At 71.6% G+C, this 18,664-nt stretch carries 12 protein-coding genes and 2 tRNA genes; 4 read left to right on the forward strand and 10 right to left on the reverse strand.

Annotated elements, in window-relative coordinates; translation table 11 throughout:
* Nucleotides 1-13: 13 nt before the first annotated feature.
* The 6 genes from OG972_RS20545 to OG972_RS20570 form a co-directional block, all read right to left on the reverse strand.
* Nucleotides 14-2,143 carry a glycosyltransferase family 39 protein gene (locus tag OG972_RS20545; RefSeq protein WP_266983549.1) on the reverse strand — a complete coding sequence of 710 codons (2,130 nt, stop codon included), beginning with the start codon at nucleotides 2,141-2,143 and terminating at the stop codon, nucleotides 14-16.
* On the reverse strand, nucleotides 2,140-3,450 hold the full coding sequence (locus tag OG972_RS20550; RefSeq protein WP_266983551.1) for a bifunctional glycosyltransferase family 2/GtrA family protein: 1,311 nt from the start codon (nucleotides 3,448-3,450) through the stop codon (nucleotides 2,140-2,142). The genes OG972_RS20545 and OG972_RS20550 overlap by 4 nt, the downstream gene beginning before the upstream one ends.
* Nucleotides 3,451-3,476: 26 nt before the next feature.
* Complete coding sequence (locus OG972_RS20555) at nucleotides 3,477-5,030, reverse strand: HAMP domain-containing sensor histidine kinase (RefSeq protein ID WP_323135879.1); 1,554 nt, start codon at nucleotides 5,028-5,030, stop codon at nucleotides 3,477-3,479.
* 97 nt (nucleotides 5,031-5,127) lie between these two features.
* Nucleotides 5,128-5,865 (reverse strand): response regulator transcription factor, encoded by a 738-nt coding sequence (locus tag OG972_RS20560; protein ID WP_266983553.1) that lies wholly within the window; start codon nucleotides 5,863-5,865, stop codon nucleotides 5,128-5,130.
* A gap of 78 nt (nucleotides 5,866-5,943) precedes the next feature.
* Nucleotides 5,944-6,822 carry an amidohydrolase family protein gene (locus OG972_RS20565; RefSeq protein WP_266983554.1) on the reverse strand — a complete coding sequence of 293 codons (879 nt, stop codon included), beginning with the start codon at nucleotides 6,820-6,822 and terminating at the stop codon, nucleotides 5,944-5,946.
* A gap of 40 nt (nucleotides 6,823-6,862) precedes the next feature.
* Nucleotides 6,863-7,768, reverse strand: a complete 906-nt coding sequence (locus tag OG972_RS20570; RefSeq protein WP_266983555.1) for a DUF2797 domain-containing protein — start codon at nucleotides 7,766-7,768, stop codon at nucleotides 6,863-6,865.
* A gap of 218 nt (nucleotides 7,769-7,986) precedes the next feature.
* On the opposite strand from OG972_RS20570, the gene sigJ reads away from it, so the two are divergent.
* Both sigJ and OG972_RS20580 read left to right on the forward strand, forming a co-directional pair.
* Nucleotides 7,987-8,931 (forward strand): RNA polymerase sigma factor SigJ, encoded by a 945-nt coding sequence (gene sigJ / locus OG972_RS20575; RefSeq protein ID WP_266983557.1) that lies wholly within the window; start codon nucleotides 7,987-7,989, stop codon nucleotides 8,929-8,931.
* 93 nt (nucleotides 8,932-9,024) lie between these two features.
* A complete protein-coding gene (locus OG972_RS20580; protein WP_266983559.1) occupies nucleotides 9,025-10,221 on the forward strand; it encodes an NAD(P)/FAD-dependent oxidoreductase in 1,197 nt (398 codons plus the stop codon).
* Nucleotides 10,222-10,476: 255 nt separating this feature from the next.
* On the opposite strand, the gene OG972_RS20585 is transcribed toward OG972_RS20580, so the two are convergent.
* Nucleotides 10,477-10,549 (reverse strand) — tRNA-Arg (locus tag OG972_RS20585).
* A 205-nt stretch (nucleotides 10,550-10,754) separates the two neighbouring features.
* Nucleotides 10,755-10,845: transfer RNA gene (locus OG972_RS20590), tRNA-Ser, on the reverse strand.
* A gap of 196 nt (nucleotides 10,846-11,041) precedes the next feature.
* Between OG972_RS20590 and OG972_RS20595 the strand changes: the two genes are divergently transcribed.
* Nucleotides 11,042-11,518 carry an SSI family serine proteinase inhibitor gene (locus OG972_RS20595; protein ID WP_266990608.1) on the forward strand — a complete coding sequence of 159 codons (477 nt, stop codon included), beginning with the start codon at nucleotides 11,042-11,044 and terminating at the stop codon, nucleotides 11,516-11,518.
* A 204-nt stretch (nucleotides 11,519-11,722) separates the two neighbouring features.
* On the forward strand, nucleotides 11,723-15,766 hold the full coding sequence (locus tag OG972_RS20600; protein WP_266983560.1) for a PAS domain-containing protein: 4,044 nt from the start codon (nucleotides 11,723-11,725) through the stop codon (nucleotides 15,764-15,766).
* Nucleotides 15,767-15,839: 73 nt separating this feature from the next.
* On the opposite strand, the gene OG972_RS20605 is transcribed toward OG972_RS20600, so the two are convergent.
* On the reverse strand, nucleotides 15,840-17,489 hold the full coding sequence (locus OG972_RS20605; RefSeq protein WP_266983562.1) for a long-chain fatty acid--CoA ligase: 1,650 nt from the start codon (nucleotides 17,487-17,489) through the stop codon (nucleotides 15,840-15,842).
* Between the two features lie 381 nt (nucleotides 17,490-17,870).
* A complete protein-coding gene (locus OG972_RS20610) occupies nucleotides 17,871-18,515 on the reverse strand; it encodes a SigE family RNA polymerase sigma factor (protein ID WP_266983564.1) in 645 nt (214 codons plus the stop codon).
* Nucleotides 18,516-18,664: the final 149 nt, after the last annotated feature.

Below are 18,664 nucleotides of genomic sequence, written 5' to 3' on the forward strand. Positions count from 1 at the left end.
CGGCCGGTTCGGGTCAGCTCGTGGGCTGGGTCAGGTCGTAGAAGGTCGAACTGCCGACAGTGACCTTCTCGAAGGTGGCCTCGACCCACGAGCTGATCTCGGACGAGGTGCCGGTGTCGCCGCCCATGCCGCCCATCCCGCCCGTGCCGCTCGAAATGAAGTAGTGGATCCTTCCGTCCTCGACGTACTGCTTGAACTGGGCGAGCGTCGGGGACGGGTCACTGCCGTTGAATCCGCCGATCGCCATCACCGGGTCGCCGGTGGCGAGCTGGTAACTCGCGGCGTTCTGCGAGCCGATGGCCGCGGCTGCCCAGGTGTAGGCGTCGGCGTTCTTCTCCAGGAGCTTCTTGGCCCGGGAACTGACGGACGAGCCGTTCAGCAGACCGCCCATGCCGCCTTCGGCCATGCCACCGGGGCCGCCGCCCGGCATGCCGTTCTGCTGATTACCCTGCCCCTGACCCTGGCCCTGGCCCTGTTGGCCACCGCCCGGGAAGCCGCCCTGGCCGCCCGTCGGCGGCCGGCCCATGCCGCCGCCCTGCTGATTGGCCTGGCTGTTCTGACTGTTCCGGCCCGGAGGCTGCATTCCGCCACCTCCGGGACCACCCCGGCCACCGCCCATCATGCCGGCGCCCGACGGGCCGGCCGTGACGATCGAGCCCTGGTGCCCGGTGTTCAGCGTGCTGAGGGTGTACGCCGTCGGACCGGCCAGCGACGCGACGAAACCGATCCCCACCGCGGCGAGCGCCAGCCGGCGCCCGGCCCGGCCCGCGAGCAGCAGGCCCGCCGCGCCCACGAGACCGCCGATGGGGACGGCCCAGCGCAGCCACGGCAGGTAGTCCGGGGTCCGCCCCAGCAGGACGTACGACCAGAGCGCCGTGACAGCGACCGTGGCGCCGAGCACTCCGCTCGCCGCCCACTTGGCCCGCTCCTCCCACAGAACCGTGACGCCCGTCCCGACGAGCGCCGCGATGTAGGGGGCCAGGGCGACCGTGTAGTACTGGTGGAAGATGCCGGCCATGAAGCTGAAGACCACCGCGGTCATCAGCAGCGAGCCGCCCCAGGCGAGGAAGGCCGCGCGGGCGATGTCCGTCCGCTTCGCCCTCCGGGTGAGCCAGATGCCCGCGATGAGCAGGATCAGCGCGGCGGGCAGAAGCCAGGAGATCTGGCTGCCGATCTCGGAGTTGAACATCCGACCGATGCCGGTCTCGCCCCACTGGCCACCGGACTGACCACCGCCGCCTCCTCCGACGCTGCCGGTCTCGTCGCCGCTGATCCGGCCGAGCCCGTTGTAGCCGAAGGTCAGCTCCAGGAAGGAGTTGTTCTGCGAACCGCCGATGTACGGACGGGAGGATGCGGGCCAGAGCTCGACGATCGCCACCCACCAGCCGCCCGCGACGACCATCGCGAGTGCGGAGAGGCCGAGTTGACCGAACCGCTTCCGTACCGTCGTCGGCGCGCACACCGCGTACAGCACGGCCAGCGGCGGCAGGATCAGAAACGCCTGCAGGGTCTTCGACAGGAACGCAAGACCGACCGCGACCCCGGCCCACACCAGCCACTTCGTCCGGCCGTGCTCCAGCGCCCGCAGCACGCAGTAGACCGTCACGGTCATCAGCAGCGCGAGCAGCGCGTCCGGGTTGTTGAAACGGAACATCAGCGCGGCGACGGGCGTGAGCGCGAACACCGCCATCGAGATCAGTCCGGCGGCCGCGCCGAACCGTCGCCGCACCGCCGCGTACAGCACACCGGCCGTCGCCACCCCCATCAGCACCTGCGGAGCGAGAATCGCCCACGAGCTGAGGCCGAAGATCCGTACCGACAGGGCCATCGGCCAGAGCGTGGCCGGAGGCTTGTCGACGGTGATGGCGTTGGCAGCGTCCAGCGAGCCGAAGAAGAACGCCTTCCAGCTCTGGCTGCCGGCCTGAACGGCCGCGGAGTAGAAGGAGTTGGCGTAGCCGGAGGCGCTGAGATTCCACAGGTAGGCCAGTGCGATGGCCAGGAGCAGGGTGAGGAAGGCGGGCCGTACCCAGCGAGGGTCCTCGGGCCTGCCCCGTCGGACGCGCCGCAGGAACGGCTCTTCCGCAGCCGGTGCAGCCGCCGGCGGCGCCGCCGGAAAACGGTCGGTGGGGTGCAGCGTGGTCATCGGACGTTCCCCAGTTCGTGGTGAGTGTCGCCGGCATGGCCGGCTGTGGCAGCCGCGGGGGTGCGGTCCGGGAAGACCCAGGCGCGGAAGAGCAGGAACCGCAGCACGGTCGCCGCGAGGTTGGCCGCGATCAGCACGGCGAGCTCCGTACCGTGCGACGGCGATCCGGACGTCGTGCCCAGCGCCGCGAGCGAACCGCTGGTCAGTGCGAGGCCGATGGCGAAGACGACGAGGCCCTGCGCCTGATGGCGTACCGCGCCGCCACGGCCGCGTACGCCGAAGGTGAGCCTCCGATTGGCTGCCGTATTGGCGACGGCCGACACCAGCAGCGCGCCGCCGTTGGCGATCTGGGGGCCGGTGCCCAGTCGGAAGAGCGAGTACAGGGCGAGATAGAAGAGCGTGGAGAGCGCGCCCACGACGCAGAACCCGACCAACTGGCGGGCCAGGCCGCCCGGCACACCGCTCAGCCCGCGGTCGCGCGGATCGTCCCCGAAGGGGCGGGTGAGACGGTCCAGCGGCAGCGCCCCGACGGCCAGCGCCCGCCCCACCCGCCACACGCCTTTCAGGTCCTCGGTAGCCGTCCGCACGATGTGGACCGTGGAGTCGGGGTCGTCGATCCAGTCGACCGGCACCTCGTGGATGCGCAGCCCGGCGCGCTCGGCGAGGACCAGCAGCTCGGTGTCGAAGAACCAGCCGGTGTCCTCGACCATCGGCAGCAGCCGCTGCGCGACGTCCTGCCGAATGGCTTTGAACCCGCACTGCGCGTCGCTGAACCGCGCGGCCAGCGACGACCGGAGGATGAGGTTGTAGGCCCGCGAGATGAGCTCCCGCTTCGATCCGCGCACGACCCGCGAACTGCGGGCCAGCCGCGACCCGATGGCCAGGTCCGAGTGGCCTGAGATCAGCGGGGCGACGAGCGGGAGCAGCGCGTTGAGATCGGTGGAGAGGTCGACGTCCATGTAGGCGAGGACCGGGGCGTCCGAGTGCGACCAGACGGTGCGCAGCGCCCGCCCACGGCCCTTCTCCTGCAGCCGGTACGAGCGCACCCGCGGGAGTATCTGCGCGAGCCGGGCCGCCACCTCGGGCGTGCGGTCGGTGCTCGCGTTGTCGGCGACGGTGATCCGGAAGGCGTACGGGAAGGTGCGCACCAGATGGTCGTGCAGGCGCAGCACACAGGTTTCGAGGTCCTTCTCCTCGTTGTAGACGGGTACCACCACATCGAGGACGGGGGCACCTGCCGCGTCGACCGCTCCGGCCAGGAGATGCTCCCGGGCCGGCAAGGTGCTCCAGGAAGAGTCGGTTCGCATGTCATCGACAGTCGCCAACTCCGCTGTCACACCGGTGTGACGGGCCTGTGCCTGTGCTGTGAGTCGGTACGGGCCGGCGGAACAGCAGGCCCTACCGCGGGCAGAACCGCAGGCAGCACCGCCGGCAGATGGACGGCGAAGACCGTGCACCCCGGCACCGACCGCACCTCCACCCGGCCGCCGTGCGCGGTGACGACAGCCTGCACGATGGCGAGGCCGAGCCCGGTGGAGCCCGCGCTGCGCGAGCGCGACGCATCGCCGCGCGCGAACCGTTCGAAGACGTGCGGCAGCAGCTGCGCCGGGATTCCCGGCCCGTCGTCCTGCACCTCCAGCGTCACCCACGGATGAGGGGCCCCGGCCCTTACGCGTGCGGTGACGGTGGTGCCTGGCGGGGTGTGCGTACGCGCGTTGGCCAGCAGATTGACCAGTACCTGGTGGATCCTGGTCGGATCGGCGTGCACGGTCGCCGGCTCGTCGGGGAGCTCCAGCCGCCAGTGATGACCCCGCTGCCCGGCTGCGCGGGCATCGCTCACCGCGTCGACGACGATCGGGGACAGATCGGTGCTCTCGTACGAGAGCGGGCGCCCGGCATCGAGGCGGGCGAGGAGCAGCAGGTCCTCCACCATGCCCGTCATCCGCTCCGCCTCGGACTCGATCCGCCCCAGCGCGTGCCGGGTGTCGGGACCGGTCTCCTCGCGTCCGCGCCGGGTCAGTTCGGCGTAGCCGCGGATCGAGGCCAGCGGCGTCCGCAGCTCATGGCTGGCGTCCGCGACGAACTGCCGTACCCGCATCTCGCTCTCCTGGCGCACCGCGAGCGCCGAACCGACATGCCCCAGCATCCGGTTGAGCGCCGCTCCCACCTGTCCGACCTCGGTCCGCGGATCCGCCTCGGCGTCCGGGACCCGCTCCAGGGGCGCCACCTCGCCACTGTGCAGCCGGAGTTCGGAGACCCGGGTGGCGGTCGCGGCGACCCGACGCAGCGGCCGCAGCGCGACCCCGACCATGGCGGCCCCGGCGATCCCGGCGGCGATCAGCCCGGCCCCGGTGACACAGACCTCGACGAGGATCAGGGTGGTGAGGGCGCCGCGCACCTCGGCGGCGGGGATGCCGACGAGGACGGTCGTCGTCCGGTCCGCTCCCATGACCGCCTCCACGCGGTACGAGCCGAGTCCGGGCAGATCGACGCTCCGCGCCGCGTCCCCGACCTCGATGTCCGCCGCCTCCAGGGCCTTCTCCTCCGCACGCTTCAGCGGCCTCTCACCGGCCGCGGTGGTCTGCTCGAGGGCGGCGGAGCTGTCCTGGACCAGGCTCGACACGGTGATCGAGCCGTCCACGGACACCGCACCCAGCGTGCCGAAAGGCTGTCCGCGGGCATCGATGAACGCCAGCGGATCGTCGTCCGGGCCGTCGGCGGGCATCGGCTGGCCGGCCGCGCCATCCGCGCCGCCGCCCGGCGGCGGCTTCGAGGCCCGCATGGCGATGGAGTGCAGCTGGCCGTCGAGCTTGTCGTACATATAGCTGTGGAAGGCGATGGTGGTGACCGAGCCGATCACCGCGGCCACCACGGCGATGAGCGTCACCGCGGACACCACCAGCCGGGTCCGCAGCGTCCACGGCCGCCGTCCCCTCCGGTCTCCCCGCCGCCGCGCCCGACCGCTCACCGGGCTGTTCACCGGGCTATTCACCGGGCTTGATGAGATATCCGGCCCCGCGCCGGGTGTGGATCATCGGCGTCCGTCCGGCGTCGATCTTCTTGCGCAGATACGAGATGTACAGCTCGACGACGTTCGCCTGCCCGCCGAAGTCGTAGTTCCACACGCGGTCGAGGATCTGCGCCTTGCTCAGCACCCTTCGCGGATTGCGCATCAGGAAGCGCAGCAGCTCGAACTCGGTCGCGGTGAGGTGGATGGACGTCGTCCCCCGGCTCACCTCGTGGCTGTCCTCGTCGAGCACCAGGTCACCGACGACGAGCGTCGACTCGCTCCGTACCGTCGCCGTCCCGGACCGCCGGATCAGCCCGCGCAGCCGCGCCACGACCTCCTCCAGGCTGAACGGCTTCGTCACATAGTCGTCGCCGCCCGCCGTGAGCCCGGCGATCCGGTCCTCCACCGAGTCGCGCGCGGTCAGGAACAGCACGGGGACTTCGGAGAGGTCCCGGCGCAGCTTGCCGAGCACCGAGAGCCCGTCGGTGTCGGGCAGCATCACATCGAGGATCACCGCGTCGGGCCGGAAATCACGCGCCATGCGGACGGCACTCGCACCGTCCCCGGCGCTGCGCACCTCCCAGCCCTCGTAGCGCAGGGCCATGGACAGCAGCTCGGCGAGCGGCGCCTCGTCGTCCACGACCAGCACGCGGACGGGATTGCGGTCCGGCCTGAGCAGTTCGGTACGCCCCTGGGGCGTGGTCGTCGTCATGCCTCAACCCTGTGAGACGCCTCTGAGAGGGTCCTTTCCCGATCCTGTGAATTCCCTGAGAAACCAGGAAGCGCGGGCTCAGCGCCGGTCGAACAGCGCGTGCGCGTTCCCGTGGCAGACCGCCCGCAGCCAGTCGTCCCCCAACTCCAGCCGCTCCAGGGCATGCAGCTGGTGCACGTACGGGTACGGAATGTTCGGGAAGTCCGTCCCCAGCAGGATCCGGTCCCCGAGATCGGCGAGCCGTCCGCGCTCCGCCGCCGGAAACGGCGTGAGGTCTTCCGAGAAGTCCGTGAACGCCATCGTCGTATCGAGCCGCACCTCCGGGTACGCCTCCGCCAGCGCCAGGAACTCCACGTACTCGGGCATCCCCATGTGTGCCACCACCAGCCGCAGCCGCGGATGCCGGGCGAGCAGCCGGCCGATCGGCTCGGGGCCGGTGTACTTGCCGGGTGCGGGACCGGACCCGCAGTGCATCACCACCGGAACCCCGGCGTCGGCGAGAAGCCCCCACACGGGCTCCAGCAGCGGATCGTTGGCGTCGTACGCCCCGACCTGGAGGTGCGACTTGAAGATGCGCGCCCCCGCCTCGACCGCCTCGCGGACGTAACGCTCCACGCCCTCCTCGGGGAAGAGGGTCGCCGTGTGCAGACAGTCGGGCACCCGCCGCGCGAAGTCGGCCGCCCAGCCGTTCAGCCAGGCCGCCATCCCCGCCTTGTGCGGGTAGAGCATCGAGGTGAACCATCGCACCCCGAAGGACCGGAGCAGCGCGAGCCGTTCGTCCTCGTCGTGCCGGTAGGTGATCGGCCATTCCATGCCGGTCAGCGGTCCGGCGGAGTCGAAGTACGCCCACACCTTGCGGAGCACCTGCTCCGGCATGAAGTGGGTATGGACGTCGATCAGCCCCGGCAGCCCGAGGCGCTCCCAGAACCGCACCACGTCATTGCTCTCGCCACTCATCGCGCACTCCTCACCCGGCCCGCCCGGAGTACCGACGATCTCAGAACAGCCCGTCCTGCACGCCGCCGCCCCCGATGTCGACCACCGGCACGGTCACCCCCGACCGCGCATCGGCCCCCACCAGCTCCCACCCGGTCATCAGCCGGGTGTCCAGCACGACCACCCCGTCCTCGGTCGCCAGATGCAGATCGGGCCCGGCGGCCGCGACCAGCCGCCCACCGACCACCCCGCCGTCCACCAGCTCGGTCACCGCCCGCCCCACCTCGACCGGTCCGTCCAGTCCGAACACCCCTGTGTGGTCGACGGGGTCGAACGGCAGCCGCTCCAGCGACTGCGGCCATCCTGCCCCCCTCTCCAGCGCCGCCGCCCGCCCGTACAGCTCCTCGACCTCCGCGACCCGCTCGGCGGCACCCGGCAGCACGGCCCGCACGGCGCGCTTGCGTGCGTACGGGATCCGGTCCGGCACGCCCAGCGCCGCACGGAGCAGCTCCTCGGTCCGCCGCGCCGCCATCAACGGGCCGCGCCCCAGCCAGCTGAAGACCACGGCCCCCTGCTCCCGCAGCCGCGCCGCACCCCGCTCCTCCGCGGTGATGCCGACCTTCACCATCCCGGGCCCGAACCAGGCGAGATAGACGCGGTACGTCCGGGGGTCGTCGGCGATCGTGTCGGCGGCCACCGAATGCGCCCGGTCCAGCCGCGCGCATTCCGGGCACCGCGCCCCCGTACTCCGCCCGGACACCACGGCGCCCAGCGGACACACGTTCCCTCGCGCCCCCACACAGTGCCGCTCACCGCCGGCGCGGAACCCGAGCTCCTTCCCGTACGCAAGGACACTCACCCGCGTCGAACCGGCCCCGCCCACCGCCCGGCCCTTCGCCCCGTCCTTCTGCCACCCCAGGACCGGCCCTTCTGGGGGCCATCGCAACCCGGTGCAGTGCCAGCTCATGCGTGCGATCGTAACGAGGCTCCGCGGCGGAGCGGGGATCCCGATCAACCGGCCGCGCGGGGAAGGGCGATCGGCGCACGCGGGGCCCCGGGAGACACGGGCAACGCGATCCACTGCGTCCGGGAAGCCGAACAGCACCGGTCGAGTGGCGCGAGGACGCAGCCCAAGGTCCGTGCGCACCCGCCAGGGATTACGGAACAGCCCTTAGGATCCGGGCCATGGCTCTGACCGTGAACGACATGGACCGGTTCGAGGCCTCCATGCCCCGCCTGGAGGCCATCGCCTACCGCCTCCTCGGCTCCGCGAGCGATGCCGAGGACGCCGTGCAGGACACGTTCCTGCGCTGGCAGGCCGCCGACATCGACCGCATCGAGGTCCCCGAGGCCTGGCTGACGAAGGTCCTCACCAACCTGTGCCTCAACCAGCTCACCTCGGCCCGCGCCCGGCGCGAGACCTATGTGGGCCAATGGCTGCCCGAGCCGCTGCTCGCCGGGGACCCGATGCTCGGCCCGGCCGACACCGCCGAGCAGCGCGAATCCGTCTCGTACGCGGTCCTCGCCCTCATGGAGCGCCTCTCCCCCAACGAGCGGGTGGTGTACGTGCTGCGGGAGGCCTTCGACTACCCGCACCGGCAGATCGCGGAGATCCTCGACATCACCGAGGCCGCCAGCCAGCAGATCTTCCACCGCGCCAAGAAGCACGTCGCGGACGGCAGGGCCCGCACCGAGATCGACGAGGACGCCGCCCGGCGGATCGTCGAGGAGTTCCTCGCGGCCGCCACCAGCGGCCGGACCGAGCCGCTCGTGCGGCTGCTCACCGAAGACGCCATCTCGATCGGCGACGGCGGCGGGAAGGTCCCGGCCCGCGCCAAGGCGTTCGAGGGCGCCCTCGCGGTCGCCACATTCATTCGGGGCCTGTTCAAGCCCGGCAAGGCCAAGCGCGCCATCGTCGGCGGCTCCCCCGAGATCTACGCCACGACCGCCAACGGCGCCCCCGCCCTCGTGGCTGTCTTCGACGGCCGGGTCATCGGCGTCATGTGCCTGGAGGTCACCGCCGAGGGCATCTCCGCGTTCCGCAACCAGGTCAACCCCGACAAGCTCGAACGCGCGACCCAGCGGTGGGCGGCCGCCGACCACGGGGAACCCCTGCTCACCGCCTTCTGACCGCGATGTGAGGTGCTTCACATCGCGTTCTTGTCAGGAAACCGCGGGCTGCCCGGTTCAGGTGGCGAACCCGCGCGAGACAGGAGCAGGGAAATGCAGCACCGAATCATCGTCCTCGGAGCCGGATACACCGGAGCCATCGCTGCCGGTCGCCTCGCCAAGCGGCTGCGCCGCGAGGACGTCGCCATCACCCTCGTCAACGCCGAGCCCGACTTCGTCGAGCGCGTCCGGATGCACCAGCTGGCGGTCGGCCAGAACCTCAAGCCCCGGCCCTTCAGCGAGATGTTCGCGGGCACCGGTGTCGAACTGAGGCTCGCGAAGGTCACCCGTGTCGACGTCGGCCGCAAGACTGTCGCCGTCATCGACGCGAACGGCGCCGAGGAGCTCGCGTACGACAGCCTCGTGTACGCCCTCGGCAGCGGCTGGAACACCCAAGGCGTCCCCGGCACCGCCGAGCACGCCCACGAGATCACCGGCCGCCCCGGAGCGCTCCGGCTGCGCAAGCGCCTGGCCGGCCTGGACGCCGGACAGCCCGTAGTCGTCGTCGGCGGCGGCCTCACCGGCCTGGAGGCCGCGACCGAGATCGCCGAGGCCCGCCCGGACCTCGATATCGCCCTCGCCGCCCGCGGCGGGCTCGGCGACTGGCTCGCGCCCAAAGGCCGCCGGCACCTGCGGAAGGTCTTCGACAAGCTCGGCATCACCGTGCACGAGCACACCGCCGTCACCGGCGTGGAGGCCGACCGCGTCACCACCGCCGACGGCACGTCCGTCCCGGCCGCGGTCACCGTGTGGACCACCGGCTTCGCGATCCACCCGATCGCGAAGGCCACCGCTCTGGAGGTCACCGGCACAGGCCAGATCGTGGTCGACGGGACCATGCGCTCGGTCTCGCACCCGGACGTGTACGCCATCGGCGACGCGGCCATGGCCATGGGCCCGGGCGACAAGCCGCTGCGGATGTCGTGCGCCTCGGGCACCCCCACCGCGTGGCAGGCCGCCGACGCCATCGCGGCACGCCTGACCGGCGGGAAGCTCCCGAACGCGCCGCTCCGCTACTTCAACCAGTGCATCTCACTGGGCCGCAGGGAAGGCGTGATCCAGTACGTCACCGCCGATGACCGCGCCGTCCGGGCGGCCCTGACCGGACGGCTCGCCGCCGTCTACAAGGAGCTGGTCTGCAAAGGCGCGGCCTGGGGCGTCGCCAACCCGACGCTCGGGATGCCGACCCGGCGCCGCCGTGTCGTGCAGGAGCGGGCCCGGACGGGCTCGGCCGTCAAGACGTCGGCCTGACCCGCGGCCGTGCTTCTGCGGGCCTTGGACGACAACTCGGGCCCCGGCCCGGACAGGTGGGTGAAGCCGCGCAGGTCGGCCGCCACAGCCACGGGGCTCAGGCACGGCGAAGGGTCACTGCGGATTCCGGCTCGCCGAGTCGAACTGGGCGCTCGCCCTGGCCTCCTGGCCTCAGCTCCACAGCCCGTCAAACACTGCCGTCAACGCAAAGGCCGGAGGCCCTCAGGATTTCTCCTGAGGGCCTCCGGCCTGCTGTGCACTCGGCAGGATTCGAACCTGCAACCTTCTGATCCGTAGTCAGATGCTCTATCCGTTAAGCTACGAGTGCTTGGCGTTCCGGGCTTTTCTGCCTGGTCGGCGTTGCGGGAACAACATTACATGACCTGCGCCGTCACGCGAAATCCATTACCCAAACCGCCTCTGACCTGCGGAAACTCCATGTTGGGTCATGTCTGCACGCGCCTTCGCGAACGCGCTCCGCACCCGGATACGACTGAAGCCCCGGCCAGTGGCACGGGGCTTCAGTGATCAAGCGGAGGCGGAGGGATTTGAACCCTCGATGGGCTTTAAGACCCAAACCGCATTAGCAGTGCGGCGCCATAGACCGGACTAGGCGACGCCTCCAGCACACCCCGCGCGAACGCGAGTGGTGCGTGCAGATGATGACACAGCTGAGCACTGCCTCACCAATCGACGCCTACGGTACTAGGCCGTCGGCCGCCAGGGCAAAGTCTTCGGGTTGCGCAACGCCGGAGCATGCGGAGCGTTAGTGATGACGGGGTACCGCCTCTCCGTCTTCCACACGTCCACAGGAGCCCGCATGCTGCGCCGCCTCACCCTCACCGCTGTCACATCCTTCGCCGTGCTGTCCGCCGCCGCACCGGCCGCGACCGCTGCCACCGGCCACCTTCCGCTGCCCCTCCCGCTGCCGGTACCGGCGCTCCAAAGCGACGACGCCCGCACGACCGAGCTGACGGTCACGGTCCTGGATTCCGGAGACCGCGCCGCCGACGGCGTGTACGAACTGAAGTGCTTCCCCGCCGGCGGCAGCCACCCGGTGGCGCAGCACGCGTGCGACCGGCTCGCGGAGCTGGGGGAGCCCGCGGATGACGGCAAGGACCCCTTCCGTCCGGTACCCACCGGCGCCATGTGCACCCAGCAGTTCGGCGGATCGGCCACGGCCCGGGTCACCGGAACCTGGCACGGGCAGCGTGTCGATGCCGCCTTCGACCGGACCGACGGATGCGAGATCGCACGCTGGAACAACCTGCGGCCGGTGCTCCCGAATGTCCGGTGACCCGACGTGGTCGGGGCCGTCACGGGACACGTCAGGGGCAGGGGTCGTACACGGTATGCACAGAACCTTGGTGAGAGCTCCCCCTCATCCGCCTCCGGATGCCCCTCCCCTGCCTTTAGACTCCTCCAGTGACAGCCTGCGGCCCGAGGGGCAAGATGGGGCCCGCTGTCGGCAAGGTGCGGTAACCAGGGAGGAAGCGTCGTCGTGAGCAGCAGGCCATCCCGAGGCGCTGCTCGCCTCGCAGCCATACTCGACGCCCTCCCTGACGGGCTCCTGCTCGTCAATTGCAACGGCACGGTCGTCAACGCCAACACCATCGCCCTCGAAATGTTCGAGACGCCGGGCACCGCGCTCGTCGGTCGCGGGCTCCTCGATCTGCTTCCGGAGTTCGACTCCAAGCTGATCCCGGGGTCGATGCGCAGGCCCGAGGCAGCGGACGAGCGGGGCCGGACGAAGCCGACGCGGATGATCGCGCGGCGGACCGACGGCAACGAGTACCCGGTCGAGGTCACCAGCGCCAGCCTGGAGGACGGGCAGGCCGCGTACAACGACTTCCAGTCCACCTACAACGGCAGCTACACGGGCGACGAGCTGCTGATGCTCGTCGTACGGGATCTGTCGGGCACCGTCGACACCGAGGCCGAGCTGGCCCGTTCGCAGCGGCAGACCGAGATGATCCTGCGTGCCGCGGCCGAGGGGGTCGTCGGCACGGACACCGACGGCCGGGTCGTCCTGGTCAACCCCGCCGCCGCGCAGATCCTCGGCTTCCGTGCCAGCGACCTGGGCGGCCAGGAGCTGCATCCGCTGATCCTGCACTCGCGTGCGGAGGGCGAGCCGTTCCCGTACGAGGAGTCGCCGCTCGCCGACACGCTCAAGTCCGGCCGCAAGCACCGGGTGCGCGGGCAGGTGCTGTGGTCCAAGAGCGGCGCGCAGGTGCCGGTCGATCTGACGACCGCGCCCGTCCGGGACGGGGACCAGCTGGTCGGTGCGGTGATGACGTTCACCGACCGCCGGCCGTACGAGGAACTCACCAACGAGCACACGGCGCAGCTGACCGAACTGACCGAGAGCCACACCGCCGAGGTCACCCGGCTGACCGAGCAGCACACCGCCGAGGTCACCGGGCTGACCGAACGGCATGCCGCCGAGCTGGCCGACCGGACCGAGCGGTCCGCGGCCGAGTCGGAGGAGCTGAGCGAGCGGCTCGCACAACTGACCGCCCGGCACGCACAGCTGACCGCCGTCCTCGGCGAGTCGCTGCGCGGGCCGCTGGAGGAGCTGCGCGGCGAGCTCTCGACGCTCGCCGCCGACCCGGCGGGCCAACTGTGGCCCGAGGCCAACCAGATCCTGCACCACCTGGCCGCCGGCTACGCCCGGATGACGACGCTCGTCGACAACGTGCTCGGCTACCAGCGTCTCGACAGCGGGGCGGAGGAGCTGGTCAAACAGAAGGTGCTGCTCGACTCGGTCGTGACGGCCGGTATCGACGGTGCCGTGGAACTGATCGGTCCGGGGCGCGCGCAGTTCGCGGTGCACGCGCCGCCGATCGAGGCCGAGGTGGACGCGGGGCGGCTGGTGACGGCGCTCGCCCACCTGGTCGCGGACGTCGCCGGGATCGACTCGACCGGCAAGGCGCGGGTGGTGCCGGGCGTCGGCTACGTCGACTCGACAGTGGTCGTGGCGGCGGCGCAGCGCGGTGAGGTCGTACGGATCGAGGTGCGCGGACCGTTCGCCGGGGGCGACCCGGTGCACGAGCCGATCGTGCGCGGGATCGTACGGGCGCACGGCGGCGTGCTGCAGACGCACGAGATGCCGGGGATGAGCGGCAGCGCGTACGTCCTCGAAGTGCCGCTGGGCGCGGGTGCGGGGACCGTACTGCCGCCTCGGACGCCTCCCGTTCCGGCTGCGCCCGAGGAGACCGGGCAGCAGCAGGGGACGCCGGGCGGCGGACGGCGCAGGGCGCGACGCGCGTCGACGGACGCCTTCCTGGAGAGCCCGGTGGGCGGCGGGACGGCCGCTGCGGGGGCCGAGTCCGGTGACACCGCTGCGGCGGAGCCGACGGGACGGCGCAGGGCGCGTCGTGAAGCGGCGGTGCAGGACAAGCAGGGCGGACAGCAGACTCAGCAGCCGTCCGCCCAGCAGCCCCAGCAGTCGCCCCACGAGCTCATCCCGGCCCAGCAGAGCGAGGGATCCGGTCGCAGGCGGGGACGGCCCAGCCCGGCCGAGACGGGCACAGGTCAGCCCGTGGAGCAGCCGGGGCAGGCGTTGGCGCTGCCCGCGGCCGCGGCGCCGTCCGAGGGGGCGGTGGTGACGGCGGCCGAGGGCGCTCAGGGCGTGGGCGGCCGTCCGCAGCGCGGGCAGACAGTGCCGCCGCAGGGCGTACCCGCCGAGGCGCCGGTGCCGGTGCCCGCGGGCGGTGGACGGGCGCGCCAGGGCAACGAGAACCAGCTGGCCCTCCCGGCCCTCGCGTCTGCCCCGGGGCCGGACCGGACCGCGTCCCGGTCCGGCCGACAGCAGAGCCCAGAGGGTCAGCAGACCGAGCAGACTCAGCATCAAGCACAGCAGCAGCCGACCGGGCGACGGGCCCGCCGGGCGCTGGCCGCCGCGCAGGACCGAGCCGCCGCGGCCGAACCGGTGGGGCCGCGTACCGCGTTCGCCCTCCCGCCCGCCGATGCCGACCGGATCCCGCCCACGGCCGGTGAGGCGGACGCCTCGCTGCCCGGACGCCACGACGCCGTGGGAACGCCGCAGGACAACCACCACACGCCGCCGCAGGAACACCCCGCACCGACCGGGCGCCGCCGTGCCCGTCACGCCCCGGACACGCCCCAGCAGCAGCCCGGACAGCCGGAACCCGCGCAGATGCCCATGCAGCCCGGCGGCCTGCCGGAGAACGGCACCTCGGGACAGGGCCTGGCCGCCCTGAACGCCCCCGGGGACCTGTCCCGGCCCGGAACGGGGCACGCCACCGGCACCACGGCCATCACCGCTCCCGTCGGCACGGCGGAGAGCCGTCCGGACGCCATCGCGCCCGAGCCCGCTCCCGTGGCCGAGCCCGCGCCGGACCCGCGGCGACAGCCGCTGCCCGCCGAGGCACCGATGCCCGCGTCGGCGCCGGTGTCCGACGCCGCACCCGTCTCCACCGACTCGACGCAGGGGCGCGCGTTCAGCGTGCGGACCCTCGGGCAGGGCGTGCCGTTCGCCCAGCACCTCGCGCACCAGCAGAACCACACGCTCGGCGGTGCCGGGCGTCGGCGCAAGCTCGCCGCGCCGCCCGAGGACGAGCGCGCCGCGGAGCCCGCCCTGCCCCAGCCGGCCACCGCACCGGCCGCCGCCCCCCAGCCCGGCAACGCGCCCACCACCAGCGCCTCCGGGCAGCTGCTCTCACCCCCGGCCGTCGAGGGGCGCGCGTACGCCATAGGGGCACCCGACGAGGGCGCCGAGGGGCCGGAGCCGCTGGACGGCCCGGGCGGCGCGGTCGAGGTCGCCAACCGTCCGTCACCGCAGCCGGTCGACGACGAGCTTCCCCCGGAACCGCTGGACAACCCGCGCCGGCTGCTCGTCTGGCCCGCGCCCGACGTCTCCACCCAGCAGGCGCTGAGCGACCGCGGCTACCGGCCCGTGATCGTGCACTCCCGTGAGGAGGTGGACGCCCAGATCGCGGCGTTCCCCGCCGCCCTCTTCGTGGACCCGCTGACCGGGCCGATCACGCGTACGGCGCTGCAGTCGCTGCGCCAGGCGGCCGTGGCGGCCGAGGTTCCGGTACTGGTGACGGCCGGTCTGGGACAGGCATCGCGGGAAGCGGCGTACGGTGCCGACCCCGCGGTGCTCCTCAAGGCGCTCGCACCCCGCGACAGCGAGCAGCACCCGCCGCGGGTGCTGCTGATCGAGGAGCACGAGGAAATCGCGGTGGCGCTGACGGCGACGCTGGAACGCCGCGGCATGCAGGTCGCGTGCGCCGCGACCGACAGCGAAGCGGTCTCCCTCGCCACCCGGATGCGGCCGAATCTGGTGGTGATGGACTTGATGCAGGTACGCCGCCGCCGAGCCGGGATCGTCGACTGGCTGCGCGCGAACGGCCAGCTCAACCGGACCCCGCTGGTCGTCTACACCTCGGCCGACATCAACCGGACGGAGCTGCCGAGGCTCAGCTCCGGCGAGACCGTGCTCTTCCTGGCGGAACGCTCGACGAGCGAAGATGTCCAGTCCCGCATCGTCGACCTGCTGGCGAAGATCGGCACGAACTGAGGCAGTCGTCGTCGCGACGACGGACGAGGGCGGTACGGGACTTCCCGTACCGCCCTCGCCGTCAGCGCACCGCTCAGAGCTGCGTGATGTCCAGCTCGCCCGCCGCGTACTGCTTGCGGATCACCTTCTTGTCGAACTTGCCGACGCTGGTCTTCGGCACCGCCGGAATGATCGACCAGCGCTCCGGCAGCTGCCACTTGGCTATGCCGGACTCGGCGAGGAACGCCTTCAGCGCCTCGTATTCCGCGGTCGCGCCGTCCTTGAGCACGACGGTCGCCAGCGGACGCTCCCCCCACTTCTCGTCCGGGACCGCGACGACGGCGGCCTCGGCCACATCCGGGTGCGCCATCAGGGCATTTTCCAGCTCGACGCTGGAAATCCACTCGCCGCCGGACTTGATGACGTCCTTGGCGCGGTCGGTGAGGGTGAGGAAGCCGTCCTCGCTGATGACGCCGACGTCACCGGTCTTCAGCCAGCCGTCCTCGCTGAACTTGTCCTCGGGGCGCAGCGCCTCGCCGTCCGCGCCGCCGTAGTAGGCGCCGGCGATCCAGGGGCCGCGGACCTCCAGCTCACCGGCCGACTCGCCGTCCCAGGGCAGATGCTCGCCGCCGGGGCCGACCAGTCGCGCCTCGACTCCGGCCGGGAATCGTCCCTGGGTGATGCGGTACGGCCACTCCTGCTCCGCGGTCAGCCCTGCGGGCGGGTTGGCCATCGTGCCGAGCGGCGACGTCTCGGTCATGCCCCAGGCGTGGCAGAGACGGACGCCCAGCTTGTCGTACGCCTCCATGAGGGAGGGCGGACAGGCGGCGCCGCCGATGGTGACGCGGGCCATCGAGGTCAGATCGCGCGGGTTGGCGGTGACCTCGGCGAGCAGACCCTGCCAGATGGTCGGAACGGCGGCGGCGTGACTCGGCTTCTCGCGCTCGATCATGTCCGCGAGCGGGGCGGGCTGCAGGAACCGGTCCGGCATCAGCATGTTGACGCCGGACATGAACGTCGCGTGCGGCAGGCCCCACGCGTTGACGTGGAACTGGGGGACGACCACCAGCGTGGTGTCCTTGTCGGTCAGCCCCATCGACTCCGACATGTTGACCTGCATGGAGTGCAGGTAGACGGAGCGGTGGGAGTAGACGACGCCCTTGGGGTCGCCCGTGGTGCCGGAGGTGTAGCACATGGCGGCGGCCTGGCGTTCGTCCAGCTCCGGCCAGTCGTAGCCGGTCGGACGGCCGGTGATCAGCTCCTCGTAGTCGTGCACCCGCGGCGCGGCACCGTCGAGCACGGAACGGTCACCGGGCCCGGCGACGACCACATGCTCGATCGACGGCAGGTGCGGGAGAAGCGGCGCGAGGAGCGGCAGCAGCGAACCGTTGACAATGACGACCTTGTCGTCCGCGTGCTTGACGATCCAGATCAGCTGCTCGGCGGGGAGCCGCAGGTTGAGCGTGTGGAGCACGGCACCCATGGAGGGGATCGCCAGGTACGCCTCGACATGCTCGGCGTTGTTCCACATGAGGGTCGCGACCCTCTGGTCGCCGACGACACCGAGCTCGTCGCGCAGGGCGTGGGCGAGCTGCGTGGCACGGCGTCCCACCTCGGCGAAGCTTCGCCGCTGCGGCTCGGGCTCGCCGGTCCAGGTCGTGACCTGCGACTTCCCGTGGATCGTCATCCCATGCGTCAGGATGCGGGTGACAGTCAGCGGTACGTCCTGCATGGTGCTCAGCACGGCGTCCTCCCGGTGGGCGCTACGCGGCAGTAAGGTTCCGCTGATTCTGCGCACATACCAAGCGGTATGTCACTACTCCCGGGCAAACGAATCGGTGCCTGTCGACTTCTTCTGCACACATCGGCGGAGCGCCCGTGGCACGAAATCCCGGCATTGAGGTCCGGAATCCGCCGGTGACCTCAACGTCTTCCATGCACTCGTCAACTTCGACGGCCTGGTCGCCGTCGACCGGCGTCACAAACGCACGAACTCACGGACTGCCCGGATCGCAGGCTCACGCGGGCTCACCGGCTTGCGCGCGCTCAGAGGAACTCACCCGGGCTCACAGACCGGCGGTCTCGCGCGCTTGAGCCGGGTCGCAGGCGGGCGGGGCTCGCGGGGTCAGCGTATGGGGGTCAGCTCCGGGTCTTCGCGCAGCTTGCCGAGTGCCCGTGACACCGCGCTCTTGACCGTGCCGATGGACACCCCGAGCACCTCGGCCGTCTGCGCCTCGCTGAGGTCCTCGTAGTAGCGCAGGACGACCATCGCCCGCTGCCGGTCCGGGAGCTTCAGCACGGCTCGCCACATCGCATCGTGCAACGACTGCTGCTCGGCAGGATCGGGCGCCGGGGCCGTCTCCTGCTCGGGCAGCTCGTCGCAGGCGAATTCGTCCACTTTCCGCTTGCGCCACTGCGAGGTGCGGGTGTTCACCAGGGCCCGGCGGACATAGCCGTCGAGCGCCCGGTGATCCTCGATCCGTTCCCACGCGACGTACGTCTTGGTGAGCGCGGTCTGCAGCAGATCCTCGGCATCGCTCGGATTCGCGGTCAGCGAGCGCGCGGTACGCAGCAGCACGGGCCCCCGCGCCCGCACGAACGACGAGAACGACGGGTAGGGAGCGTAGGGCGCCCGCCCCGCATACGAACCGTGCGATCCCGGTGAACCATGCGACGCATGCTGCGTGTGCGACGCCGGCGAAATGAGCGGCGCGTGTCCGGTGGCGGCGGTGGCTCCCCTGAAGGCGCCCGTGCAGACTGGCGTGGTCATAGGTCCACGCTAGGAGCGGGTGCTACCCGGGGGATCGGCCCCAGGTCCCGAAGCCACGTCCGCCTCAGGTTGTAGGGGTAGGGCCGGCCCCACCTCCTGGAGGAGTAGAGCTCGTCATCAGGACTCAGGGTCGCCACCTGAGACAGCCG

The organism is Streptomyces sp. NBC_01669 (genome assembly GCF_026339735.1).
Taxonomy (GTDB): Bacteria; Actinomycetota; Actinomycetes; order Streptomycetales; family Streptomycetaceae; genus Streptomyces; species Streptomyces yanii.